At 64.1% G+C, this 21877-nt stretch carries 25 protein-coding genes; 9 read left to right on the top strand and 16 right to left on the bottom strand.

The window, feature by feature from the left end; all coding sequences use genetic code 11:
* The first annotated feature begins 180 nt into the window (after positions 1 to 180).
* On the top strand, positions 181 to 615 hold the full coding sequence (locus C7451_RS14305; RefSeq protein WP_146215376.1) for a hypothetical protein: 435 nt from the start codon (positions 181 to 183) through the stop codon (positions 613 to 615).
* An 84-nt stretch (positions 616 to 699) separates the two neighbouring features.
* On the opposite strand, the gene C7451_RS14300 is transcribed toward C7451_RS14305, so the two are convergent.
* The 5 genes from C7451_RS14300 to rpmG form a co-directional block, all read right to left on the bottom strand.
* Entirely contained in the window at positions 700 to 1239 is a 540-nt protein-coding gene (locus C7451_RS14300) for a L,D-transpeptidase family protein (protein ID WP_425266491.1), read from the bottom strand.
* Complete coding sequence (gene ribA, locus C7451_RS14295; RefSeq protein ID WP_110299647.1) at positions 1236 to 2285, bottom strand: GTP cyclohydrolase II; 1050 nt, start codon at positions 2283 to 2285, stop codon at positions 1236 to 1238. The genes C7451_RS14300 and ribA overlap by 4 nt, the downstream gene beginning before the upstream one ends.
* A gap of 25 nt (positions 2286 to 2310) precedes the next feature.
* Positions 2311 to 3117, bottom strand: a complete 807-nt coding sequence (locus C7451_RS14290; RefSeq protein WP_110299646.1) for an exodeoxyribonuclease III — start codon at positions 3115 to 3117, stop codon at positions 2311 to 2313.
* A gap of 386 nt (positions 3118 to 3503) precedes the next feature.
* The gene (locus C7451_RS14285; protein ID WP_110299645.1) at positions 3504 to 4157 is read right to left on the bottom strand and encodes a LolA family protein; all 654 of its coding nucleotides are present in this window, start codon (positions 4155 to 4157) and stop codon (positions 3504 to 3506) included.
* 102 nt (positions 4158 to 4259) lie between these two features.
* Complete coding sequence (rpmG, locus tag C7451_RS14280) at positions 4260 to 4427, bottom strand: 50S ribosomal protein L33 (RefSeq protein WP_023839125.1); 168 nt, start codon at positions 4425 to 4427, stop codon at positions 4260 to 4262.
* A gap of 252 nt (positions 4428 to 4679) precedes the next feature.
* Here rpmG and C7451_RS14275 point away from each other — a divergent pair, with 252 nt between their 5' ends.
* The 4 genes from C7451_RS14275 (at position 4680) to C7451_RS14260 (ending at position 9948) form a co-directional block, all read left to right on the top strand.
* On the top strand, positions 4680 to 5021 hold the full coding sequence (locus C7451_RS14275; RefSeq protein WP_110299644.1) for a hypothetical protein: 342 nt from the start codon (positions 4680 to 4682) through the stop codon (positions 5019 to 5021).
* Between the two features lie 21 nt (positions 5022 to 5042).
* Positions 5043 to 5606, top strand: coding sequence for a TMEM165/GDT1 family protein (locus C7451_RS14270; protein WP_110299643.1), 564 nt, complete (start codon positions 5043 to 5045; stop codon positions 5604 to 5606).
* Between the two features lie 101 nt (positions 5607 to 5707).
* A complete protein-coding gene (locus tag C7451_RS14265; RefSeq protein ID WP_110299642.1) occupies positions 5708 to 6175 on the top strand; it encodes a Dps family protein in 468 nt (155 codons plus the stop codon).
* Positions 6176 to 6372: 197 nt separating this feature from the next.
* Positions 6373 to 9948, top strand: a complete 3576-nt coding sequence (locus C7451_RS14260) for an autotransporter domain-containing protein (RefSeq protein ID WP_110299641.1) — start codon at positions 6373 to 6375, stop codon at positions 9946 to 9948.
* Positions 9949 to 10026: 78 nt separating this feature from the next.
* On the opposite strand, the gene C7451_RS14255 is transcribed toward C7451_RS14260, so the two are convergent.
* From C7451_RS14255 to C7451_RS14225, 7 genes are all read right to left on the bottom strand, one after another.
* Positions 10027 to 10389: a hypothetical protein gene (locus C7451_RS14255; protein ID WP_146215375.1), complete on the bottom strand. Its 363-nt coding sequence runs from the start codon at positions 10387 to 10389 to the stop codon at positions 10027 to 10029.
* Positions 10390 to 10775: 386 nt separating this feature from the next.
* Positions 10776 to 11396 carry a MarC family protein gene (locus tag C7451_RS14250; RefSeq protein ID WP_110299639.1) on the bottom strand — a complete coding sequence of 207 codons (621 nt, stop codon included), beginning with the start codon at positions 11394 to 11396 and terminating at the stop codon, positions 10776 to 10778.
* Positions 11393 to 12148 carry a hypothetical protein gene (locus tag C7451_RS14245; protein ID WP_110299638.1) on the bottom strand — a complete coding sequence of 252 codons (756 nt, stop codon included), beginning with the start codon at positions 12146 to 12148 and terminating at the stop codon, positions 11393 to 11395. The genes C7451_RS14250 and C7451_RS14245 overlap by 4 nt, the downstream gene beginning before the upstream one ends.
* Positions 12148 to 13038, bottom strand: coding sequence for a bifunctional methylenetetrahydrofolate dehydrogenase/methenyltetrahydrofolate cyclohydrolase FolD (gene folD, locus C7451_RS14240; RefSeq protein WP_110299637.1), 891 nt, complete (start codon positions 13036 to 13038; stop codon positions 12148 to 12150). The genes C7451_RS14245 and folD overlap by 1 nt, the downstream gene beginning before the upstream one ends.
* 60 nt (positions 13039 to 13098) lie before the next feature.
* Positions 13099 to 13389, bottom strand: coding sequence for a YggT family protein (locus tag C7451_RS14235; RefSeq protein ID WP_110299636.1), 291 nt, complete (start codon positions 13387 to 13389; stop codon positions 13099 to 13101).
* A gap of 79 nt (positions 13390 to 13468) precedes the next feature.
* The gene (gene argB / locus C7451_RS14230; RefSeq protein WP_110299635.1) at positions 13469 to 14365 is read right to left on the bottom strand and encodes an acetylglutamate kinase; all 897 of its coding nucleotides are present in this window, start codon (positions 14363 to 14365) and stop codon (positions 13469 to 13471) included.
* Positions 14362 to 15006, bottom strand: a complete 645-nt coding sequence (locus tag C7451_RS14225; protein WP_110299634.1) for a queuosine precursor transporter — start codon at positions 15004 to 15006, stop codon at positions 14362 to 14364. Before C7451_RS14225 ends, argB begins: the two co-directional genes overlap by 4 nt.
* Positions 15007 to 15087: 81 nt before the next feature.
* Here C7451_RS14225 and C7451_RS14220 point away from each other — a divergent pair, with 81 nt between their 5' ends.
* The 4 genes from C7451_RS14220 (at position 15088) to C7451_RS14205 (ending at position 17836) form a co-directional block, all read left to right on the top strand.
* Positions 15088 to 15651 carry a pyridoxamine 5'-phosphate oxidase family protein gene (locus C7451_RS14220; RefSeq protein WP_110299633.1) on the top strand — a complete coding sequence of 188 codons (564 nt, stop codon included), beginning with the start codon at positions 15088 to 15090 and terminating at the stop codon, positions 15649 to 15651.
* A 6-nt stretch (positions 15652 to 15657) separates the two neighbouring features.
* Complete coding sequence (locus C7451_RS14215; protein WP_110299632.1) at positions 15658 to 15867, top strand: putative signal transducing protein; 210 nt, start codon at positions 15658 to 15660, stop codon at positions 15865 to 15867.
* A gap of 56 nt (positions 15868 to 15923) precedes the next feature.
* The gene (locus tag C7451_RS14210) at positions 15924 to 16124 is read left to right on the top strand and encodes a zinc-finger domain-containing protein (protein ID WP_110299631.1); all 201 of its coding nucleotides are present in this window, start codon (positions 15924 to 15926) and stop codon (positions 16122 to 16124) included.
* Between the two features lie 332 nt (positions 16125 to 16456).
* Positions 16457 to 17836 carry a DEAD/DEAH box helicase gene (locus C7451_RS14205; RefSeq protein ID WP_110299630.1) on the top strand — a complete coding sequence of 460 codons (1380 nt, stop codon included), beginning with the start codon at positions 16457 to 16459 and terminating at the stop codon, positions 17834 to 17836.
* A gap of 138 nt (positions 17837 to 17974) precedes the next feature.
* Here the strand turns inward: C7451_RS14205 and msrB are convergent, their stop codons facing one another.
* The 4 genes from msrB to C7451_RS14185 form a co-directional block, all read right to left on the bottom strand.
* Positions 17975 to 18478, bottom strand: coding sequence for a peptide-methionine (R)-S-oxide reductase MsrB (gene msrB / locus C7451_RS14200; protein WP_110299699.1), 504 nt, complete (start codon positions 18476 to 18478; stop codon positions 17975 to 17977).
* Between the two features lie 77 nt (positions 18479 to 18555).
* Positions 18556 to 19794: a cytochrome P450 gene (locus C7451_RS14195; protein WP_110299629.1), complete on the bottom strand. Its 1239-nt coding sequence runs from the start codon at positions 19792 to 19794 to the stop codon at positions 18556 to 18558.
* A 315-nt stretch (positions 19795 to 20109) separates the two neighbouring features.
* Positions 20110 to 21507 carry an ammonium transporter gene (locus C7451_RS14190; protein ID WP_425266489.1) on the bottom strand — a complete coding sequence of 466 codons (1398 nt, stop codon included), beginning with the start codon at positions 21505 to 21507 and terminating at the stop codon, positions 20110 to 20112.
* A gap of 12 nt (positions 21508 to 21519) precedes the next feature.
* Complete coding sequence (locus tag C7451_RS14185; protein ID WP_110299628.1) at positions 21520 to 21858, bottom strand: P-II family nitrogen regulator; 339 nt, start codon at positions 21856 to 21858, stop codon at positions 21520 to 21522.
* Positions 21859 to 21877 lie beyond the last annotated feature (19 nt).

The following is a 21877-nucleotide window of genomic DNA, read 5'->3' as shown; positions in this document are numbered from 1 at the left end:
CTGAGCAGCGGGCTTCAGCCCGCGTAGTCGAAGGACATGCGCCCACGCTGGCCGTATAGCGGGGCCTTCGACAGCCTCAGGCTGAGCGGAGGTGTGGCGGCTGTCCAGTCATTCTGAAAAAAGCTGCCGTTCTGCGAACGACCCCGTTGCCGTCATCCGTGTTGTTGCTAGAACAACTAAATGGACGCGGTAGACCTTATCCCAGAACTTGCTCAATGGAATAACGGTGACGGAATTTCCGCTGACGCTTGGGTTTTCATTGAAGGTCGGGCTGACCACTCCCTAGCGCTATGTTCGATGTTATGGCCCCAGTTTGTCGAGTTTGAGCACTACGTGCTTCGGGCCCCCCTTGATGTCGAGCGGCTACGGGGTTGGGAGACCAGTGGAGAACTTAGTCGTCAGCAGATCGAGACCGCCATGAACGCATATCTGCTTGATGGCATGTTTCCGCGATACGAAGCGGATCCAACATTGAAGAATGCCCAGTGCGTGCGTCTAGCAAGCGTCATGGCAGACATGCTCGGCGCAAAGCTGGCTCGTGATTTCCCCGAACGTCGTTTCTCGGCCTTTGCCATGGATGGCGATGATTTTGGCGTTTCCTTCCATCAGCTCTGAATTCCGTTTTCCGCCCATTAGCCGTAAAACGATGCGTTTGGAAAACGCGTTAAAAGCGGACCTCCCAAACGCCGCCAACCCCGCTCATCCGATCTCCAGCGCCATCCCCGGCCTGAGCATCGGCAGTAATGCCTCCATATCCGCCCGCGCAATCGCCACGCACCCTTCGGTCGTGCGCTCCTCCGCCGGTTTCGCCTCGTTCCACAAATGGAAGAAGATCGCGCTGCCAGCGCCCGGCACCGGGGGCGCGTCGTTATGGCCGAGCACCAGCACCACGTCGTAGAGCATGTCCTCGCGTTGCAGGGTTTCGGCGCTGAAGGCGTGCGGAAGGCGCACCGGGCGGTTGTACGCAGGGTCTTGCGCGTCGTCGGACCACCCGTCGTGTGCGCCTGTCCAGCGCCAGGGGAGCGCGAAGCCCGGCGGGGGGCTGCTGCGGCCGGGGCGGAACAACGCGGCGCGGATCGGCCAGGTGCCCTTGGGCGTGCAGCCATCGCCCTCGCGCTTGGCGTCGGCGGCGCACGCACCGCTGCGGCCGATGGTGCAGGGCACGGTCCAGTCGCCCAGGGTGACGGTCAGCGCCCCCGTATCGACTAGAATCGTATCGACGCGGACGGTGTCGCTCACAGCTGGTGGCCGGTGCGGTCGCGCTTGGTGACCAGATAGCGCGCGTTGTGCGGATTGGCCTCGATCTGCAGCGGCAGGCGTTCTGCAATCTCGACCCCCAGGCTGGCGAGCACTGCCTGCTTTTCCGGATTGTTGGTCATCAGCCGGATCGCGGGCACGCGCAACGCGTTCAGCATCTGCGCCGCCACCGCGAAATCGCGCGCGTCGGTGGGGAAGCCCAGGCGGTTGTTGGCATCGACCGTGTCATGCCCCTGGTCCTGCAGCTGATAGGCGCGCAGCTTGTTGATCAGGCCGATGCCGCGCCCTTCCTGGCGCAGGTAAAGCAATATGCCCCAGCGCGCATGCGCCATCGCGTGCAGCGCGCCGTTCAGCTGCGGCCCGCAATCGCATTTCAGGCTGCCGAAGACATCGCCGGTCAGGCACTCGCTGTGCAGACGGACGACGGGGATGCTGTCATCGGGCGTGCCGATGATCAGCGCAACATGCTCGTGAAAATCGGCGTCCGAGCGGAACGCGACGATCTCGGCGCTCTCGCTCGCGCTCACCGGCAGCCGCGCGCGCGCCGCGATGCGCAGCTGCGCCGGGTCGGCATAAGCTGCGACATCGGCGGGGGTGACCGTCGGCGCGTCGAAATCGGCTTCGCCGTCGCCGAGCAGATGATAGGCAGGCAGCAATCCTGCCAGCCGCGCGAGCTGCATCGCGGCTTCCGCAGCCTCTGGTGCCGGCAGCGGCTGGGCGGCGAACGGCCCCTTCATCGGCTGCGCGAGATCGAGCGAGGGATCGGCAATCGCAATGGCGCGCGCCGCATCGAGCGCTCCGGGCACCGCGATCAGCACCGGCGCATCGTGGCGCGCGGCTTCCTTCTGGTTGGCAAGCTTGAGCGTGATCGCGCGCGCGGCGGAAATGAGCAGTTTTCGTCCGGTGCCCAATGGTGCGCCGCCGGTTTCGACCGGGCGCAGCGCAAGCCTGCCGCTCTCGCTCTCGACGATGATGTCCCAGCCCCGGGCCAGCGCATCGAGCGCCCGGGCCGCAGCGCGCGCGTTCATCGCCGTCCCCCCGGGGCGAGGCGCATCAGAACAGGAACTCACTGATCAGCGGCGCATGGTCGGAAGGCTGCGCCCAGCCGCGGCACGGTTCGACCACGCGGTGGCTCTTCACCGCCTCGACCAGATCGGGCGAGACCCAGATATGGTCGAGCCTGCGGCCCTTGTCCGAGACCGACCAATCGCGCGCGCGATAGCTCCACCAGGTGTAGAGCCGCTCAGGTGCGGGATAGAATTTGCGGCCGATATCGACCCAGTTGTGTGCATCCTGCAGCGCCTTCAGCCGCTCGATCTCGATCGCGGTGTGGCTGACCGTGTTGATCAGCTGCTTGTGGCTCCACACGTCCGATTCGAGCGGGGCGATGTTGAAATCGCCCAGGATGATCGTGCGCCCGTCGAGCCCGCGCGACCATTGCGTCATGCGCTCGAGGAAATCGAGCTTCTGACCGAATTTGGGGTTCACCTCGCGGTCGGGCACTTCGCCGCCTGCGGGCACATAGACATTTTCCAGCCGCACCGTGCCGCCGAGCGGGCCGGTGATGCTCACCCCGATATGCCGCGCCTCGCCATTGGCCTGCCAGTCGAGCCGGTTGTCGTCACTGAGCCGCATCTTGCTGATGATCGCCACGCCATGGTGCATCGGCTGACCGTGCAGCTTCTGGAAATTATAGCCGAGCTGGCGGAAGGGGCCTTCGGGAAAGTCGTTGTCGATGACCTTGGTTTCCTGAAGGCACAGGATGTCGGGCTGTTCTTCGGCGAGGAACCGCTGCACCGAGGCGAGCCGGAAGCGGACCGAGTTGATGTTCCACGAAGCGATTTTCAGAGGGGCAGCCATGGCAGAGGCTCTAACCAGCGACGGTGGCAAACCCAAGCCCTAAACTGCGAATGGGCCGCAAAAAACCCTCGTCCCGGGGGCATTGGAACGAGGGTTCTTTTTGCGTTCGTCACGCTTGGGTGAAGCCGGTGGTTCGATCAGGTAACAGGGGGAAACCTCATCGCCGTCTTCGAACACCGTTCTAGCGGGCCAAGGCTTTCTGCCATGTGAACGGATTTGAGAATCTTTCGCAGTTCGTCGATGGCGGGCGTCGGTTCGTCAGCAGGGGGCTTCAAGGGCAATGTCACCGTCATTCCCGCGAAAGCGGGAATCCCGCTATTCGGCTTGGGCTGAGAAAATAAGCGGGACCCCCGCCTGCGCGGGGGTGACGATTGCAATGGGTGGCGTTACCGCCGTGGGCCCCTGCCGCGCGGGTCGGTCCAGGCGAAAGCGGTGTCCGCGACCGCGACATTATACTGCTGGCCCGAAAGCCGGATGGTGGTGCGCTTGTTCTGCGAATCGAGCGCGACCCAGCCGACCAGCGACAGCCCGCCCGGGGCGGAGCCGCTGCGGGTGAAGATCAGCGTGATCACGCCATATTCGGGGCGCTTGGGATCGCGCACCTCGACGCTGACGACATTGGGGTCGCCGGTCGGCACCAGCTTGCCATATCGGGTGAGGTCGCGATTGGGATCGAGCAGCGCACCCAGCGGCGAGTTGCGAATCGGCCAGCGCTGAACCTGCTTGACCTGATAGTCGATCATCGTGAGCGCGCGGCCGTCGCTGACGATCAGCAGCTGCGCATCCTTCTGATATTCGAAGCGGATCTTGCCGGGCTGCTTCAGCGTCAGCGTGCCGGTGAGCATCTGACCGTTGCGATCGGTCTGCGTGAAGCTGGCACGCAGCGATTGCATGGCCTTCAGGTGTCGCGAGACCTGGGCAAGTTCGTCGCCCTGAGTCGCAGCCTGGGCGAGTACCGCACTGGGCAACACGGCAGGCATGACAAAAGCCGCACTGGCGAGCAGTGCGGCGGCAATCGGCTTGAAAGAGGACTTCAGCATCGGGATCAGGCTTCCATAAAGCGGAAAATACGCCGAAACCCCTGGTCCGTTGCGATTGAACCGGTGCTGAATCGCCGGTTCATCGTCACAGACCGGACAAGATCACTTGATCTTGGCTTCCTTGAACTCGACGTGCTTGCGCGCGACGGGGTCGTACTTGCGGAAGGTCATCTTCTCGGTGATGTTGCGCGGGTTCTTCTTGGTGACATAGAAGAAGCCGGTGCCTTCGGTGCTGACCAGGCGGATCTTGACAGTGGCTGGCTTGGCCATGACCTGTTCCTTTGGGTTAGATATTCGGGTTCGGATGAGAGCCTGACGCCACCACCCGCGAGAATCACAAACACAAAGAGCGGCACATGCGGCCGCCCTTCAAACGCGAAGGTGGCCCATGCCGCATGCGCCCGGCCTTGTCAAGCTGCCCAGGGGTTCGACGCCTGCAACATGGCAAACAGGCTTGCCCAAAAAGTTAACCGGTTTGTGCGACCGTCAGACTGTCACCGGCATCATGCAGGAGCGTAACCCATGCAGCACAGTACGGCCTCGGACCCCCTTCAGGATCGGCTCAAGCTGGCACGCCAGCAATTGCGCCTGCAGGCCGGGCACATACGCTCGCTGGCCCGGCGCGTCGCCCGTGACGACCTGCAGCGCGAAATCGGCAAGATGCGGCACATGGCCGAGGCCAATGCGCTACCCTGTGTGAGCGACCTGGCTTATGGTCTCGAGCATCTGCTCGCCCATGGCTGGAGCCGGACGATGGCCGCGCATTATCTCGATGCGATGGACGAGGCGATTGCCTGCGATTCGGGCGATGGCGAGATGCGCGCGGCGATGCTGGCGTCGATTGCGGTGCGCGGGGTGCGCTGATCTGCGCTATCGCTTGCGCTGATGGAGGCCTTTTTCACCACTTTTCTGCTGACTGCGATCACGCAGGCGGGCGACCGCGCGCAATTGCTGTGCGCCGCGCTGGGGCAGCGATTTGATCGGCCCGTACCGCTGAGTATCGGCGTGATCCTGGCCAGTGGGGCGATGGCAGCGATCGGGGCGCTGGGCGGTGTGGCGGTCGGCACATGGATCAGTCTCGATGCGCTCCGCCTGTTCTACGCGCTGTCGCTGCTGTTCGCGGGGCTGGGCATGCTGGCACCGCGCCGGGCGGTCGACACCCTGCCGGGATGGCGCACCGGGCCGGTGCTGACAGGGCTGCTGGGCCTGTTCATCCTCCAATTCGGCGACAAGGGGCAGTTCATCATCGCGGCGACAGCAGCGCGCAACCACGACTGGGTCTGGCCACTGGTCGGCGGCTGGGCCGGAATGGTGGTCGGGCTGGTGCCTGCCATCGTCTGGCAGGCCAAGCTGGCCGACTGGCCGATCCGTTCGGTGCGGCTCGGCGCCGGTGTTGTCATCACGCTCATCGGCGCTGCGCTCGCGCTGGGCGCATTCGGCCTGGTTTGAGGCATCGAGCCGCTCGATCAGGCTGAGGCGACATTTCGTCATGGGATTTGCGCAAGGCCAACCTATGTTAGGATCATCCGCTGCAAGAACAGGAGCACGTCATGGGAAACAAAAAGGGTGACAATGCCGGCAAGGCGCTGGCCGAAGCGATGAATGGCCTGCTGGCCGATGGCTTTGCGCTGTACCTGAAGACCAAGAATTTCCACTGGCATGTCGCAGGGCCGCATTTCCGCGAATATCACCTGCTGCTCGACGACCAGGCAGCGCAGATCCTGGCGATTACCGACGCCATTGCCGAGCGGGTGCGCAAGAACGGCTTCCGCACGCTGACCTCGATCGGCGATATCGCGCGGCGCAGTTCGATTGCCGACAACGACAAGTCGGGCGTGTCGGCCGAGGCGATGCTGAAGGAATTGCGCGACGACAATCTCGCCTTTGCCGCCAAGCTGCGCGAGGTGAAGGAACTCGCCGGCCAGGCTGGCGACAACGCTACCGACGGAATTGTCGATGACTGGACCGACCAGGCGCAGGAACGCGCATGGTTCCTGACCGAAACGCTGGGCAAGTAATTCCGGTACGATATTGAAAGCCGCCATCCCCCTCGTTTGAGGGGGAATGGCGGTGCCTTTCTGCCTGTTTTGTAACAAAATGTGTCAATGCGGCAACAGGTTGTCACAATCGGAACCAGAAGAATGCCGCCGCGTTGCCTTTCGCTGCGCGCGAGCTAACTTCCCCCATCAACATAACCGTTGAGCAGGGGATATTCATGACTTTCAAGAACACCCATCTTCACAAGGCGATTCTGGGCGGCACCGCTGCGACCGCCATGGCCGTAGCGCTGGCCTCGGCGCCTGCGCTGGCCATCGTGCCGAACAACAACCAGACCCCGACCCAGATCATTGACAATGCTGGCGGCGTGAACGGCGTCGGCATGTTCTTCCGCAATGACGGTTTTGTCTGCACTGGCACGCTGATCAATCCGCGCACCGTGCTGTTCGCTGCTCACTGCGTCAACGATCGCCTGCAGACCGACTACAGCAGCATCGACGGCACTGTGCCTGCGGCATTCTCGTTCAATGTTGACGCGCGCCCCGGTTTCCAGAACTGGACGGCCAACGGCTTCCGGTCCAATGCCGCGCTCAATGTCTTCAACATCAGCCAGATCCAGTATGATCCGCGTTCGCTGCTCAACCCGCAGGCGCTGGGCTTCATCGAAGCAGATATCGCGCTGGCGACGCTGGACACGCCGGCCGCGCGTATCCCGACCTGGGCGCTGCTGTTCTCGCCGCTGCCCACCCCCACGTCCATCGATCCGGTCCGCGGCACCGGCTATCACGTGACGATCACCGGCTATGGTCGTTCGGGCAACGGTACACAGGGCGCGGTAGGCGGCGTCGACTTCCGCCGTCGCGCAGCCGAAAACATGCTCGGCGCACTGGCTTCGCCTGATGACCGCAACGATTTCCTGTTTGGCCCTGCCGCCCCCGGCACGCCGCCGCTCGGCCAGAATCTCTACAATCTGGACTTTGATGATCCGCGCCGCGGTACCCCTGGTGCCAGCCAGTTCGATTTCAACGTCTTCCGCGACGATCCGCTGCCGAATGAAGGCACCACCGCCGGTGGTGACTCGGGCGGTCCGCTGATCCTGACTGCCTCGCGCAATACGCTGTCGACCAAGAACCTGCAGATCGGCGTCCTTTCCGGCGGCAGCCGCTTCTTCGGCCCGCAGGCGTTCAGCAGCTATGGTACCACCAGCTTCTACCAGCCGCTCTATCTCTACTGGGATTATATCGCGGCTACGAACCCCTATCGCTATGTCACGGCCGCTGCTGGCAATGGCAACTGGGAAGACGCCACCCGCTGGACGACGACGCTCGATCCCAACTACAACATCATCAATGCTGCCGGACAGGTGGTTACCGGCATCCCGACCGGCCTTGGCCAGGGCATTGCCGGTGGCGATCCCGATTTCGGTCAGGTCTGTATCCAGGGCCTGGGCCTGAACGAGTGCCGCGATCTGGCGACCGGGCAGGACTTCACGCCGCCCGCGCGCACTGCTGAGGGTGTCAACGTTGCCTCGGGCATCGGCCGTGCCGATCTGACCGGGGAGCTTTCGGGTGGCGCAGAGCAGGTCTCGCTGAACGGCACCGTCGACACGCCGGGCTCTGCCGCCGTCGCGACGGCAGCAGCAGTCAGCGCTGCACCGGTCGCTGCCACCACCTCGCTCACACGGGCCGACATGATCAACTCGGTCGGTGCCGGTGACAATACCGTGGCCGGTCTGCAGAACCAGCTTGCCGGCGCCGATCTCGGCCTGGGAACGCCGCTCAGCCCCGCTGCCAGCGCCGAAAGCCTGGCCGCGCTCGAGAAGCTGGCGGAAGAGGCCCAGCGCAATGGCAGCGGCGTGTTCCGTGCGGGCCCGCTGCCTGCCGCAACGCTGGCCAACGGCCTGCCGGGTGCGACCAACTTCGTGCCCAACAACGTCAACCCCAACAACCGCGCTGGCACACCCGGTCGCTATTTCGACGTGACGCTGAGCGCGGCCGGTACCACCACGCTGTCGAGCGTCGTCACCATCGACCGCCTGACCGTGGCCAATACTGCCGGCCTCAACGTCGCTGCTGCGGGTAACCTCACCAGCCTTATCGACATCACCCAGACGGGCGGCACTGTGAACGTTGCCGGTCGCCTGCGTTCGGTGGGCGACTATACCCTGGCGGCAGGCCTGCTGACCGGCACCGGCACCATCCAGACGCCGTTCCTGACCAGCATCATGGGCACGGTCGCGCCGGGTGGTACCGGCACCGTCGGCACGCTGACCGTCGATGGCAGTGTCGTGCTGTCTTCGGCCACGCAGTTCCTGGTGGATGTCGGCGCGGGCGTCTCGGATCGTCTCGCGATCACCGGCGCTGCCAGCCTGGGCGGCCGCGTGATCGTCTCGCCGGTCGCTGGCTACACGATCAAGAATGGTGATACCTATCGCATCGTCACCACGGGCGGAGCGATCACCGCGGCGTTCAACTCTGCCGCCCCGATCAGCGCCATCCTGACGCCGGTGCTGACCACCAGCGCCAACGCGGTGGATATGCGCATCACCGCCGGTCAGTATCGCAACGTGATCGATCCGTTCTCGCGCGTTCAGTCGAGCTATGCCGGTATTCTCGATACCAACCGTGCCTCGGCGAACACCTTCTCTGACGTCTATCTGCGCACCGACCTCATGTCGGCCGCCCAGATCCGGGCGACGTTCGAATCGCTGGCGCCGTTCACCGAATCGACTCGCCTGAACGTCGCCGAAGCGATGATTTCGAGCACCTCGCGCTTCCACCGCACGCGCATGCAGTCGGCGCTGTCGGGCGATTTCGGCGGCACGATCGCGATGATCGGCCAGCCGCTCGGCATCGCTGCCACGGCCACCAACGGCATGGCGCTGCCCGGCGCGATGGCTGCGGCTGCCGTCGCTCAGGATGGCCAGGACACGGCGGTGGTCGATTCGGCTTCGCTCGACAGTTCCTTCGCCATCTATCTTGGCGGTGGCTATCTGAACGGCAAGTCGGCGCCGATGCCGACCGCACTGACCCGCGGACGCCGCGAGAATTTCGACGGCTATTTCGTGGTCGGCGGTCTGGAATACATGCCGCGTGACGGCGTGGTTCTGGGTATCTCGGGTAGCTATTCGGATGTCGATGCGCGGGCCGTGCAGGTGCAGAGCGTTGGCGGCGAGCTGATCGAGGGCAGCGTCTATGGTGCGTTCACTGCGCCGGGCGGCCTGATTGTCGATGGTCGCATCAGCGCGGGCAGCTTCAAGGTCGATACCAACCGTGCCGTCGGCATTGCCGGCCGCGTGTTCAACCTGGGCACGAGCGATGACAGCCTGTCGCTCAGCGCCGAGCTGGGCCTGTCCAAGGCGATCGAGACCGAAACGGTGGTCATCACCCCGCGCGTTGCCGCCCAGTACCAGTATATCGGCTTTGACGACGTCCGCGAAACGGGAGGCGGTCCGGCTCTGGACATCGACCGCAACAAGTTCGACAGCCTGCAGGTGCGCGTCGGTGCATCGGCCAGCGCCAAGAAGACCGCGGTGTTCCGTCCGTATATCTATGCCGATTATGTCTATGACGTGCTGGAAGGCGATGCGTTCTTCGGTGCCAATTTCGCCGGAAGCACCACGGGCCGCTTCCCCTTCGCCTATCGTTCGGACGACCGGACCTGGGCGGAAGCGGGCGTGGGCCTGACGATCTCGCAGCCGACCTTCGACTTCACCGCCGCGATCGACACGACGGTGGGTCGCAAGGACTTCCAGGCCCAGCAATACTCGCTCTCGGCGCTGATCCGCTTCTAAGCACCAGCCCGGGTGCAAGCCCTGACGAAAAGCCCGTCAGCCGAAAGGCTGGCGGGTTTTTTCCTTTTTCCAACTGAGCTAGAGTTTCAGCTTGTAGCGGATCATTACGCGATTGCTGACGACGCCATTGCCCAGATCGACCTGCTCGACTTCGGCAGCGAGTACGGCTCCATTATCCAGACGGATCGCGGCCAGGCCCATGCCCTGTTCGACCTGGGCAGCAAAGCCGTACGGATCGTTCAACTTGGGCAGAAATTCCTCCGGCGACCGCGCGCACACGGTGATCTCCCTGGTGCTATCACGACTGCAGCGCGGGACGGCAACGAACGGTTTCTGGCTTGGATCGTCGCGGTGGATGCGCGCTAGATCGAATGTCGCTGCCAGATCGGCCTGTTCGGCAGGCTGCACAATGGCAACGGACGCAGCTGGGGAATCCTGCATGGCCATGGCTCCGCTAAGGCCGCGCGCCTTGCGATCATGGCGCAGGCCGCGAATGTTACGCGAACGAGGTGGCGCGGCAATCCCAGTTATTTGGGGGAAGGGCATTCATGCACGGCAGGCGACACGCAGCTTGCCATGTCGGCCTAGGGGCCATGCACACCGTTTGCCCGGTGTGAACATCGCCATAATACTACCCCGCTCAGCCTGGGGCTGTCGAAGGCCCCGCTATACGGCCAGCGTGGGCGCGGGTCCTTCGGCTTCGCGGGCTTGAGCCCGCTGCTCAGGATGAGCGGAGGTGGTTAGGCCGACCTGTCAAATGGGGTCGCGAGCCCGATGTGATCTGTGAGGGAATTGACGCGTACCGATCCCTCAATCTCTCACCAGCTTTATTGAAAGCTCGCCCTCAGCCCGTCGATCACGAACTGCGCCGCCAGTGCCGCCAGCAGCACGCCGAGCAGGCGGGTGATCACGGCCTCGGCCTTGGCCCCGAGCAGCTTCATCAGCGGGCCGGCGGTGAGCAAGGCGAGCAACGTCAGCAGCAGCACGGCGAGCAGCGCCGCCAGGATCGTCATCGCGCGGTCGAGGCCCTCGTTCTGCGAGACCAGCAGCATGACCGACGCGATCGAGCCGGGGCCGGCGATCATCGGCATCGCCATCGGGAATATCGATACATCCTCGATCTCGGGCGTCTCGATCACCTTCTGCGCGCGCTGCTCGCGGCGTTCGGTGCGCTTTTCGAACACCATGTCGAGCGCGATCAGGAACAGCATGATGCCGCCGGCGATGCGGAAGCTGTTGAGTTCGATATGCAGCGAGGACAGCAGGGCCTCACCGAACAGCGCGAACACCAGCAGGATTCCGCCCGCCACGGCCACGGCGCGGATGGCCATGCTGCGCCGCTGCTGGGCGTTGGCGTCGGTGGTCATGCTGGCATAGATCGGCGCGCAGCCGGGCGGGTCGATCACCACGAACAGGGTGATGAAGGCGGAGACGAACAGCTCGATCATGCCGCACCTGCCGGAACATCATCGCGCACCACGGTATCGAAGCTGCTGCCGTTCCACAGCTCAATCGTGATCGTGCGGCTGCCATCGGCGCGCACGTCCCAGCGCCAGACCATCGTGCCATCAGATGACGCCCGCGCGCCGCTGGTGCCCGGAGCCGCAGGCTTCTCGTCCCTGGGTGGCGGTCCGAACGGAATGGCCCCGAGCGCTGCCTTGGGCTCGCCGGTGCAAGCGGCGGTGCGCGAGGAAATCATCTCGTCACCGGCCCGCGGTTCTTTCAGCGGTGCGCCATGATCGAGCACCCATTTCCAGTCGGGCTTCTTGGCGCGCGGCTTTTCCAGATTCTGCCAGACCGAGGTATAATAGCCGTTGGCGCCGCCGGGAAATTGCGAGGACCCGGTCGAGGCGCCGGTGCGCCCGTCGCACGCCATGAACAGCTTGTGCGGCTGCCACTTCACCGCCTCAGCCGGATCGGCACGGCCCTTGAGCCAGGCCTGTGCGAGCGTCGCTTGCGGCACGAACATCAGCGCATGGTCGGATGCGGTCTCACGAAAGGCGGTCCACTGGCCCTTGTCCTGCGCTGCCCTTGCAAACGCGATCTCGGCGACAAGCACCGCGCTCGAATTGGCATAGGATTGGCCTTGTGGCCCAGACGGCGGCCCGCGCCGATCCTCGCGTGGCGGCGGCCCGGATTGCGCGTGGGCGATGGGTGCGGTGAGAGAGGCGAGAACGAACAGCGCGGTGGCGAGGCGCATCACAATCCCTCCGGATCGCTCAGCCCCGCGCGGCGGTGTGCGGCCACCAGCGTGTTGCGCAGCAGGCAGGCGATGGTCATCGGGCCGACGCCGCCGGGCACCGGGGTGATCGCACCCGCTACTGCAGCGCATTCGTCATAGGCGCAATCGCCGACCAGCTTCGTCTTGCCCGGCTCGGCTCCTGGAACGCGGTTGATGCCGACATCGATCACAGTCGCGCCCGGCTTGATCCAGTCGCCGCGCACCATCTCCGCGCGGCCCACGGCAGCGACGACGATATCGGCAAGGCGCACGATTCCCGGCAAATCCTTGGTCCGGCTATGCGCAATGGTCACAGTGCAGCTCTGTTGCAGCAGCAGCTGCGCCATCGGCTTGCCGACGATGTTCGACCGCCCGATCACGACCGCGTGCAGCCCCGAGAGGTCACCCAGCGCATCCTGCAGCAGCATCAGCGATCCGAGCGGCGTGCACGGCACCAGCGCCTCTTCGCCCACGGCCAGACGCCCGGCATTGACGACATGAAAGCCGTCGACATCCTTGGCCGGATCGATCGCGGCCAGCACCGCCTTGTCGTCGATATGGGGGGGCAGCGGCAGCTGGACGAGGATGCCGTCGACGCTGTCATCGGCGTTGAGCGCGGCGACCAGATCGAGCAGCGCCTGCTGGCTGGTTTCGGCGGGCAGGCGGTGTTCGAAGCTCTGCATCCCGGCTTCCACGGTCGCCTTGTGCTTGGAGCGCACATAGACCTGGCTGGCCGGGTCCTCGCCGACCAGCACGACCGCCAGGCCGGGCGCGCGGCCCGTCTTTTCCACAAAACTGGGGACACGCGCGGCAAGGCGCGCACGCAAACCGGCCGCAAAGGCCTTTCCGTCGATGATCCGGGCTGTCATGCCCGCAGCCCTAGCGGCAAACGTGCCCGATTGCCACAGCAGAGCGTGGGGATATGCGGTTTACGCGAACTGTTCCCACAGGCGCGGGATGATCGAGTTGCGCAGGATCATCACGATCAGGATCACCACCATCGGCGCCAGATCGATCATCCCCAGATCGGGCATGATCCTGCGCACCGGGCGATAGAGCGGCTCGGTGATCCGGTGCAGCGATTCGACCAGCTGGCGCACCAGATCGTTCTGCATGCTGACCACGTTGAACGCGATCAGCCAGGACAGCACGATCTGGATGATGATGAACCAGGTCACCACCTGCAGGATGATATCCAGGATTTCGAGCAGGATCTGCATGGGTCTCTCAATATGGGCTTTTCGGATAGCTCGGCCCCGTATCTAGGACGATCCGGGGTGTATTACAAGACTAAAACGGTTACGCGCGGATCAGCGTGCCGGCCCCGCGCGAGGTGAAGATTTCGAGCAGCATCGCATGCGGCACACGTCCGTCGAGCACGACGGCGGCATCGACGCCCTGTTCGACGGCGTGCACGCAGGTCTCCAGCTTGGGGATCATGCCGCCGCTGATCGTACCGTCCGCGCGCAGGGCAGCAATGTCCTGCGGCGTCAGGTCGCTGAGCAGTTTCTTGGCCTTGTCGAGTACGCCTGCGACATCGGTGAGCAGGAACAGCCGCGATGCGCCGAGCGCCGCCGCGACCGCGCCTGCCATGGTATCGGCGTTGATATTGTAGGTCTGGCCGTCGGGGCCGACGCCTATCGGCGAGACCACGGGGATCATGCCTGCGTCGGAGATGGTCTTGAGCACGGTGCAGTCGATCGCTTCGGGCTCGCCGACAAAGCCGAGGTCGATGGCGCGCTCGATATTGCTGTCGGGGTCGCGCATCGTGCGCTCAACCTTGGAAGCGCGGACGAATCCTGCATCCTTGCCGCTGATGCCGATCGCCTTGCCGCCAGCGGCCGCGATCCAGGTCACCAGTTCCTTGTTGATCGCGCCCAGCACCATTTCGGCGACATTGGCGGTCTCGCTGTCGGTGACGCGCAGCCCGTCGATGAATTCGGACTGGACGCCCAGCCGCTTCAGCATCGCACCGATCTGCGGCCCGCCGCCGTGCACGACCACCGGGTTGATGCCCACGGCTTTCAGAAGCACGATATCCTCGGCGAAATCGCGCGCCAGCTCGGGGTCGCCCATGGCATGGCCGCCATATTTGACGACGAAGCTCTTGCCGGCATAGCGCTGCATGAAGGGCAGCGCCTCGGTCAGCGTCTCTGCCTTTGCGAGCAGCGCGGGATCGTGAATCTGGTCGGTCATGCGTCGAGCCTTTTGCCCAGCCGGACGAAGAACACAATCAGGAACGGTACCAGGGCCACCGAAAGCGCGACCTTGGCGGCCATCTGTCCGATCAGCAGCTGGCCGATCGGGAACACGCCGTAAAAGGCGATGGTGACGAAGATCAGCGTGTCGACGATCTGCGACAGCGCCGAGGCGATCACTCCGCGCACCGCGAGGAACCGGCCCGGCATGTTCTGCAGCCTGGAGAAGATATAGACGTTGAGGAATTGCGAGACGCCATAGGCGCAGACACCCGCCGCCCAGATGCGGCCCGTCGCGCCCAGGATCAGCTGGATGGCATTGGCGTTTTCCGGGGCCATGTCGGGTGATGCGGGCAGGGCGTAGACGATCCACGACAGCAGCATCGCAAACAGCAGGGGCACGAAGCCGAACTTGACCAGGCTGTTCGCCGTCTCGCGCCCATGCAGTTCGGCAATTGCGCTCGATACGACGACGAGCAGCAGGAAGGCGAAGATTCCGGCTTCCACCGCCAGCGGTCCGATCGAAACCTGCTTGTTGCCGAGCACCCCGGCGAGACACACCATGCCGCCGTAGAAGACGGAAAGCACGTAAAGCGAGCGCGGGATGCCGGGCGATGCGGCGGCTGTGGAGGTCGTCATGGTGAGTCGCGGTAACGGCTTTTTCGGGCGGGGGGAAGGGGTGGACTTGCGCGACCTGCCCCGTTCCCGCACTATGCCGCCATGTCCGAATTCGTCGACCATCTCACCGACAAGCACCGCGCCTTCATCGCGCGCCAGCCGGTATTCTTCGTCGCGACCGCAGCCGAGGGCGCGCGCATCAACCTGAGCCCCAAGGGCTATGATGCGTTTCGCGTGCTCGGCGACAACCGCGTCGCCTATCTCGACCTCGGCGGGTCGGGCAACGAAACGCACGCGCATCTGATTGCCGATGGCCGCATCACCATCATGTTCTGCGCGTTCGAAAATCCGGCGCTGATCCTGCGCATCTATGGCCGGGGGCGTCCGGTATTGCCGCAGGATGCCGATTGGGACGAGCTGGCGGCGCATTTCACCCTGATGCCGGGCACGCGGCAGATTTTCGACATTGCGGTCGACAGCGTGCAGACCAGCTGCGGCTGGGGCGTGCCGGTGATGCAGATGGAGCGCGAGCGCGAGACGCTGAAGAAAGCGCACCGCCAGAGCGATCCCGAACAATGGCTGGCCAGAACGGCGGGGCGCACCCGCTCGATCGACGGGCTGCCCACCACGCCGACGACGCGCTATTTTACCGACGTTGAGGGCTGAGCGCGCATGAGCCTCAAGGCCATTGCCGAATATGCCGACCGGATCGAGGCGGAAATGGCGCGGCTGGCGCTGGGCGCGGAAGGGATCGACGCGCATATCTTCGATGGCGGCATGGCCGGGCTTGGCCTGGGCTTCATGACGCCCGCGCGCGTGATGGTGCTGCCCGAAGATGCGGCGCGGGCGCGCATCGTGCTCGAAAAGCTGGGCGAGGCCTGAAAATCGGGAGCAAAGCCCGATTGCATGGCGACACGGCTTTTGATAATCGCCCAGCCATGATCACACCGCCTGAAACTGTCCGTACCAACACCGCCCGCGTTGCCTGTGATGGCGCCAGCGACATCCGGGGTGGCGCCGCGCTGGGCCATCCGCGCGTCTGGCTGCAGATCGACGAGAAGGGTTATGTCGAATGCGGCTATTGCGATCGCCGCTATGTGCTGATCGGCGGCCCTGCGGACGTGCCCGAAGCCGCCTGAATCCTTTGGCGCGGCGGTCCTCCCGCGATTTTCCTTGCTTTTCTGCCGCTTTGCCATCATATGCCGCTCCAAGCAGCGCGCCTTGGCACGGGAATCCTTCCCAATGCCCCTTATGAACCGGCAGCGTGAACTTCGTTCCAGCCCCGCCCGCAAGGCAGGCTGGCGATAGGCCGGGTCCTTGAAACCCCGCTGCTCCAATTTCCGAACATCCCAATTCACGCGGGGCGTTTTCCTGAAGTTTCCGGAACCTTCCGGCGGCTTCTGAACCCCGCAATGCGCGCGCCGCCCGAATTGGGTGCTGTTCGCGCGTTGCTCTTTTTGAAGAGTATTACATGTCCTATTTTCATGAACTTGGCCTGGCCGATCCGATCCTGCGTGCGCTCGATTCCAAGGGTTACGATACGCCGACGCCGATCCAGCGCGATGCCATCCCTGCATTGCTGGAAGGGCGCGACCTGCTTGGCATCGCCCAGACCGGCACCGGCAAGACCGCAGCCTTCTCGCTGCCCTCGCTCCATCACCTGGCCAAGGAAGCCAAGGGCCGCAGCCATCGCGGCGTGCGCATGCTCGTGCTGTCGCCGACCCGCGAACTCGCGGCACAGATCGCCGAAAACATGCGCGTCTATGCGCGCTACCTCAACCTTTCGGTCAACTGCGTGTTCGGCGGCGTGCCGATCAACCAGCAGAAGCGCAAGCTGCAGGCGGGCACCGACGTTCTGGTCGCGACGCCCGGCCGTCTGCTCGACCTGATCGAACAGCGCGCGATCACGCTCGAGAATGTCGAGATCTTCGTGCTCGACGAAGCCGACCAGATGATGGACCTGGGCTTCATCGTGCCCTTGAAGCGCATCGCCTCGATGCTGCCCAAGCAGCGCCAGAGCCTGTTCTTCTCGGCGACCATGCCCAAGGCGATTGCCGAACTCGGTGCGCGTTTCCTCAACAACCCGGTGCGGGTTGAGGTCGCGCCGCAATCGACGACGGCCGAGCGCGTCGAGCAATATGTCACCTTTGTCAGCCAGAGCGAAAAGCAGGCGCTGCTGACGCTGAAGCTGCGCGAGATCAAGCCCGAGCGTGCGCTCGTCTTCACCCGCACCAAGCATGGCGCGGACAAGGTGGTGCGCGTGCTGGCAGGGGCCGGCATCCGTTCGGCTGCGATCCACGGCAACAAGAGCCAGTCGCAGCGCACCGCCGCGCTCGCCGCGTTCAAGGATGGCGAGATCAAGGTGCTGATCGCGACCGATATCGCCGCGCGCGGAATCGACATCAACGGCGTCAGCCATGTGTTCAACTATGACCTGCCCAATGTGCCCGAACAATATGTGCACCGCATCGGCCGCACCGCGCGCAACGGCGCCGACGGCATCGCGATCGCGTTCGTCAGCAATGACGAGCGTCCGCTGCTCAAGGACATCGAGAAGCTGACCAAGGTCAAGCCGACCCCGATGCCGCTGCCCAAGGGCTTTACCGAAGCGGCAGCCCAGCTTCCGCCCCCGGCCAAGGCGCCCGAGCGCCCGGCCCAGGGTCGCGGCGGCGAGCGCGGCACCGGTGGCGGCGGGCGCAATTATGGCCCCAAGCGCGATGGCCAGGGCGGCAATCGTCGCCGTCGCGGACCCGGTGGCGGCGGTGGTCGCTCGGGTGGCGGTGGTCGTCCTGGCGGCGGCGGCGGTTCGCGAGTCGGCGCACACAAGGACAGCGTGAAACGGGTGGGTTGAACCCATTTAGCCCTCTCTCCTTCAGGGGAGAGGGTTGGGAGAGGGGCCTGCGACGCGCTTGCCCCTCTCAGCTGCGCCTAATCAGCAAGCTGATAAGGCTCCGCATCTCTCCCCTGAAGGGGAGAGAGCATGATGGCCTCAAGTGGCACTAGGCCGGAACAGCATCGCATCGCCGTTCATGCAATAGCGCAGGCCCGTGGGCTTGGGGCCATCCTCGAACACATGGCCGAGATGCCCGCCGCAGCGGCGGCAGTGCACTTCGGTGCGCGGATAGCCGAGCAGCGTATCGGTGCTGGTACCGACGGCCCTGGGTAGCGGGGCATAGAAGCTCGGCCAGCCAGTGCCGCTTTCAAACTTGGTTTTCGAGGAAAACAGCGGCAGCTGGCACCCTGCGCACAGGAACGTCCCGGCGCGCTTTTCCTTGTTGAGCGGGCTGGAATAGGGCCGTTCGGTCCCTTCCTGGCGCAGCACATAATATTGGTCGGCCGTCAGTTGCTTCTTCCACTGGGCGTCGGTCCTCGTGATCTCGAACTTGCCCTTGGCGCGCGCCGTGGCAGCGCCAAAGGAAAAGTTCGCGAGGCCAAACAGGCCGAGACCCGCGGCGCCCAGCAGCCCGGCATTGAGAAATTCACGTCGTTGCATCGTCCGTTCCCGTGTGATCGTCCGGCCCGTTTCGTGGCGGACGATGCCATAGTTACGGCTGAGGCGCCAATGTGGCTTCAATATTTGCTCAAGGACACCTGCATCGAACGATAGCCATGGACGAAGCATGCGCGCACGCGCACCGGCTCTTCAAGCACGTTGACGCGCATGCGGCGCTTGGCCATTTCCTCGAGCAGGATGGCGATCTGCAGTTCGGCGAGGCGCGCCCCGACGCAGCGGTGGATGCCGTAGCCGAACGCCAGGTGCCGCCGCGCATTCTCGCGGTCGACGATGATCTTGTCGGCATCCTCGAACACGCTCTCGTCACGATTGCCCGAGATGTACCAGAGCGCGAGCTTGTCGCCCTTCCTGATCTGCTTGCCGAACAGGTCGTAATCCTCGGTCGCGGTGCGGCGCATATGTGCAAGCGGGGTCTGCCAGCGGATGATTTCCTGCACCGCATTGGGGATGAGCTCGGGATTCTGCTCGAGCTTCTCGCGCTGGTCGGGGAATTGCTGGAGGCCGTAGACAAGGCCCGACATCGAATTGCGCGTCGTATCGTTGCCGCCGACGATGAGCAGGATCAGGTTCCCCATGAACTCGAACTCGTCCATCTCGCTCATCGCGTCCGAATGGATCATCATCGAGATGAGATCGGGCGTGGGCTCGGCGTTGATCTTGGCGTCCCACAGCTTCTTGAAATAGGCGCCCATCTCGTAGAGGTGCTTCAGGCGCTCCTGGCGCAGCTCCTCGCTGTGGACGAGCTCGATATCGCCCGCCCAGTCGGACCATTCGGTGAGCTTGCGGCGGTCTTCCCAGGGGAAATCGAACAGGATGGCGAGCATCTGCGTGGTCAGCTCGATCGAGACCTTGTCGACCCAGTCGAACGGCTGGTCCCAGGGCAGGCCGTCGAGAATCTCGGCGGTGCGGCGGCGGATGTCGTCCGACATGCGCTTCATTTCGGTCGGCGTGAAGGCGGGCGCGACGGTGCGTCGCTGGCCGGTATGCTTGGGCCGGTCCATCGCGATGAACATCGGCATCACCAGTTCGGTGCCGTCGTCGATCCGGTCGGCCAGCGTGATGCCGCCATATTCGTAGGACGAGGAAAAGATCTCGGGCAGCGCCTCGACATGCTGGATCGCCTTGTGGCTGGTCACGTTCCAGAAATTGCCGAACATGCCCTTTTCGGTCCAGTGGATCGGGTCCTGGGTGCGCATCTGGCGGAACGGCTCCTGCCAGCGGTCTTCGACATACCAGCTGGCATCGCTCATGTCGTAGTTCAGCTCTGCGCCGGGTTCTTTCAAAACGGTGGCCATGGCTCTCTCCTTCGATGCAACCCGGCCCGAAAGGGTCCGGTGCAAGATCTTCCGGGTCCGGGCTGCGAGGTCCCGGTGGGTGCCGCCTGGGGCGGTCTGTTGAAGGGAAAGTCTCACCTTACTGACAATTTTGTCAATACGGTTTCGATCTGAAACCGATAAGGCGCCGTCGGGCGCAGACAAGCCTCTGGCGATGCACGCAAAAAAACGGCCGGGATGTCGCCATCCCGGCCTTGAGTTGTCAGTTCGCAGGAGGAACCTCTGGAGGTCTGCGGCGGGTGCTAGCTGGTCCCGCCACAGACCAAACTCGTGAAATCAGTAGTTATAGGCGCGCTCTCCGTGCTCGCCGAGGTCGAGACCTTCACGCTCCACCTCTTCAGGGACGCGCAGGCCGGTGACCAGCTTGGCGACGGAGAAGGCGATGGCCGAGCCGACACCGGCCCAGACGATGGCCACGCCGACCGCCATGATCTGGATGACCAGCTGGCCGCCCAGGTCGTAATCTTCCGCGCCCGGGCCGCCCAGCGCAGGCAGCATGGTGACGGCGGTGCCAATCGAGCCGACGATGCCGCCCAGACCGTGGATGCCGAAAGCGTCAAGCGAGTCGTCGATGCCGAGCTTGGGCTTCGCCTTCATCACGAACAGGCAGCAGATCACGGCGGTGACGGCACCCAGCAGGATCGCGCCGAACGGACCCGAGTTACCGGCAGCGGGGGTGACGGCGACGAGGCCGGCAATGGCACCCGAACAGGCGCCCAGCAGCGAACCCTGATGGCCGATCGCCTTTTCGGTCAGCATCCAGAAGAGCACGCCGGCGGCGGTGGCGACAAAGGTGTTGATCAGCGCGAGCCCTGCCGAACCATTGGCTTCGAGTGCCGAGCCAGCGTTGAAACCGAACCAGCCCACCCACAGCAGACCGGTGCCGATCAGCGTCATGGTCAGCGAGTGCGGCGCCATCACGTCCTTCTGATAGCCCAGGCGCTTGCCGAGGATGATCGCGCCGACCAGCGCCGATATCCCTGCGTTGATGTGCACCACGGTACCGCCAGCGAAGTCGAGTGCGCCCCAGTCGAACAGCAGGCCGGTGGTTTCAGGCGTCGCGCCTGCATACCAGACCATGTGCGCGATCGGGAAATAGACGATCGTCAGCCACACGATGGCAAAGACCATGAGCGCCGAGAACTTCATGCGCTCCACCAGACCGCCGATGACCAGTGCCACCGTGATGGCCGCGAAGGTCATCTGGAACGCGATGAACACGAATTCGGGGATCTGGAAACCTTCGGAGAAGGTGGCGGCGGTCGAGTCCGCAGTCACGCCCGCCAGGAAGAACTTGCCGGTCGAGATGAACTGGTTGGCATCGCCGCCAAAGGCCAGGCCATAGCCGTACATGACCCAGATGATCATCGCGAGGCTGGCGACGGCAATGACCTGGGTCAGTACCGAGAGCATGTTCTTCGTGCGCACCAGACCGCCATAGAACAGGGCCAGACCCGGAACGATCATCGCCATTACCAGGACGGTTGCCATGATCATCCAGGCGGTATCGCCCTTGTCGACCACGGGTACGACTTCGGCTGCTGCCTCGGTCACGGTTTCGGTCACTTCGGCAACAGCCGGCGCAGCGGTCGCAGCCCAGGCCTGGGCTGCAGTGAATACGCTAAGCGCTGTCGTCCCGACCACAGCGCCAATCTTGTGCAAAGGTTTCATCATTCCCCTTTCCCCTTACAGTGCCGTGTCGCCGGTCTCGCCGGTGCGGATGCGCGTCGCGGCCGCCAGGTCGAAAACGAAGATCTTGCCGTCACCGATGGAATCCGTGTTTGCGGCGGCCTGGATGGTTTCAACCACCTGCGGGGCGATGTCGTCGCTCACCGCGATCTCCAGCTTCAGCTTGGGGACCATGTTGGTGGTATATTCCGCGCCGCGATAAATTTCGGTCTGGCCCTTCTGGCGGCCAAAGCCCTTCACTTCGGTCACGGTCATGCCCGCGATGCCCAGGCTGGTAAGGGCTTCGCGCACCTCGTCCAGCCTGAAGGGCTTGATGATGGCAATGATGAATTTCATTACGCCCCCTTTGGTAATA

This window comes from Blastomonas natatoria (assembly GCF_003201955.1).
Classification (GTDB): Bacteria; Pseudomonadota; Alphaproteobacteria; order Sphingomonadales; family Sphingomonadaceae; genus Blastomonas; species Blastomonas natatoria.
This window is presented reverse-complemented; position numbering and strand designations above follow the sequence as displayed.

Coding starts and splice junctions, on each gene's coding strand:
- ribA (WP_110299647.1), bottom strand. CDS start 2,285: ATGAACGCGCGCGCTGCGGCCCGGGCGCTCGATGCGCTGGCCCGGGGC.
- C7451_RS14245 (WP_110299638.1), bottom strand. CDS start 12,148: ATGCGCCTCGCCACCGCGCTGTTCGTTCTCGCCTCTCTCACCGCACCC.
- C7451_RS14285 (WP_110299645.1), bottom strand. CDS start 4,157: ATGCTGAAGTCCTCTTTCAAGCCGATTGCCGCCGCACTGCTCGCCAGT.
- C7451_RS14215 (WP_110299632.1), top strand. CDS start 15,658: ATGAGCCTCAAGGCCATTGCCGAATATGCCGACCGGATCGAGGCGGAA.
- C7451_RS14250 (WP_110299639.1), bottom strand. CDS start 11,396: ATGATCGAGCTGTTCGTCTCCGCCTTCATCACCCTGTTCGTGGTGATC.
- C7451_RS14275 (WP_110299644.1), top strand. CDS start 4,680: ATGCAGCACAGTACGGCCTCGGACCCCCTTCAGGATCGGCTCAAGCTG.
- C7451_RS14270 (WP_110299643.1), top strand. CDS start 5,043: ATGGAGGCCTTTTTCACCACTTTTCTGCTGACTGCGATCACGCAGGCG.
- C7451_RS14265 (WP_110299642.1), top strand. CDS start 5,708: ATGGGAAACAAAAAGGGTGACAATGCCGGCAAGGCGCTGGCCGAAGCG.
- C7451_RS14220 (WP_110299633.1), top strand. CDS start 15,088: ATGTCCGAATTCGTCGACCATCTCACCGACAAGCACCGCGCCTTCATC.
- msrB (WP_110299699.1), bottom strand. CDS start 18,478: ATGCAACGACGTGAATTTCTCAATGCCGGGCTGCTGGGCGCCGCGGGT.
- C7451_RS14260 (WP_110299641.1), top strand. CDS start 6,373: ATGACTTTCAAGAACACCCATCTTCACAAGGCGATTCTGGGCGGCACC.
- argB (WP_110299635.1), bottom strand. CDS start 14,365: ATGACCGACCAGATTCACGATCCCGCGCTGCTCGCAAAGGCAGAGACG.
- C7451_RS14210 (WP_110299631.1), top strand. CDS start 15,924: ATGATCACACCGCCTGAAACTGTCCGTACCAACACCGCCCGCGTTGCC.
- C7451_RS14235 (WP_110299636.1), bottom strand. CDS start 13,389: ATGCAGATCCTGCTCGAAATCCTGGATATCATCCTGCAGGTGGTGACC.
- C7451_RS14185 (WP_110299628.1), bottom strand. CDS start 21,858: ATGAAATTCATCATTGCCATCATCAAGCCCTTCAGGCTGGACGAGGTG.
- C7451_RS14225 (WP_110299634.1), bottom strand. CDS start 15,006: ATGACGACCTCCACAGCCGCCGCATCGCCCGGCATCCCGCGCTCGCTT.
- C7451_RS14255 (WP_146215375.1), bottom strand. CDS start 10,389: ATGCAGGATTCCCCAGCTGCGTCCGTTGCCATTGTGCAGCCTGCCGAA.
- C7451_RS14190 (WP_425266489.1), bottom strand. CDS start 21,507: ATGATGAAACCTTTGCACAAGATTGGCGCTGTGGTCGGGACGACAGCG.
- folD (WP_110299637.1), bottom strand. CDS start 13,038: ATGACAGCCCGGATCATCGACGGAAAGGCCTTTGCGGCCGGTTTGCGT.
- C7451_RS14195 (WP_110299629.1), bottom strand. CDS start 19,794: ATGGCCACCGTTTTGAAAGAACCCGGCGCAGAGCTGAACTACGACATG.
- C7451_RS14290 (WP_110299646.1), bottom strand. CDS start 3,117: ATGGCTGCCCCTCTGAAAATCGCTTCGTGGAACATCAACTCGGTCCGC.
- C7451_RS14205 (WP_110299630.1), top strand. CDS start 16,457: ATGTCCTATTTTCATGAACTTGGCCTGGCCGATCCGATCCTGCGTGCG.
- C7451_RS14305 (WP_146215376.1), top strand. CDS start 181: ATGGACGCGGTAGACCTTATCCCAGAACTTGCTCAATGGAATAACGGT.
- rpmG (WP_023839125.1), bottom strand. CDS start 4,427: ATGGCCAAGCCAGCCACTGTCAAGATCCGCCTGGTCAGCACCGAAGGC.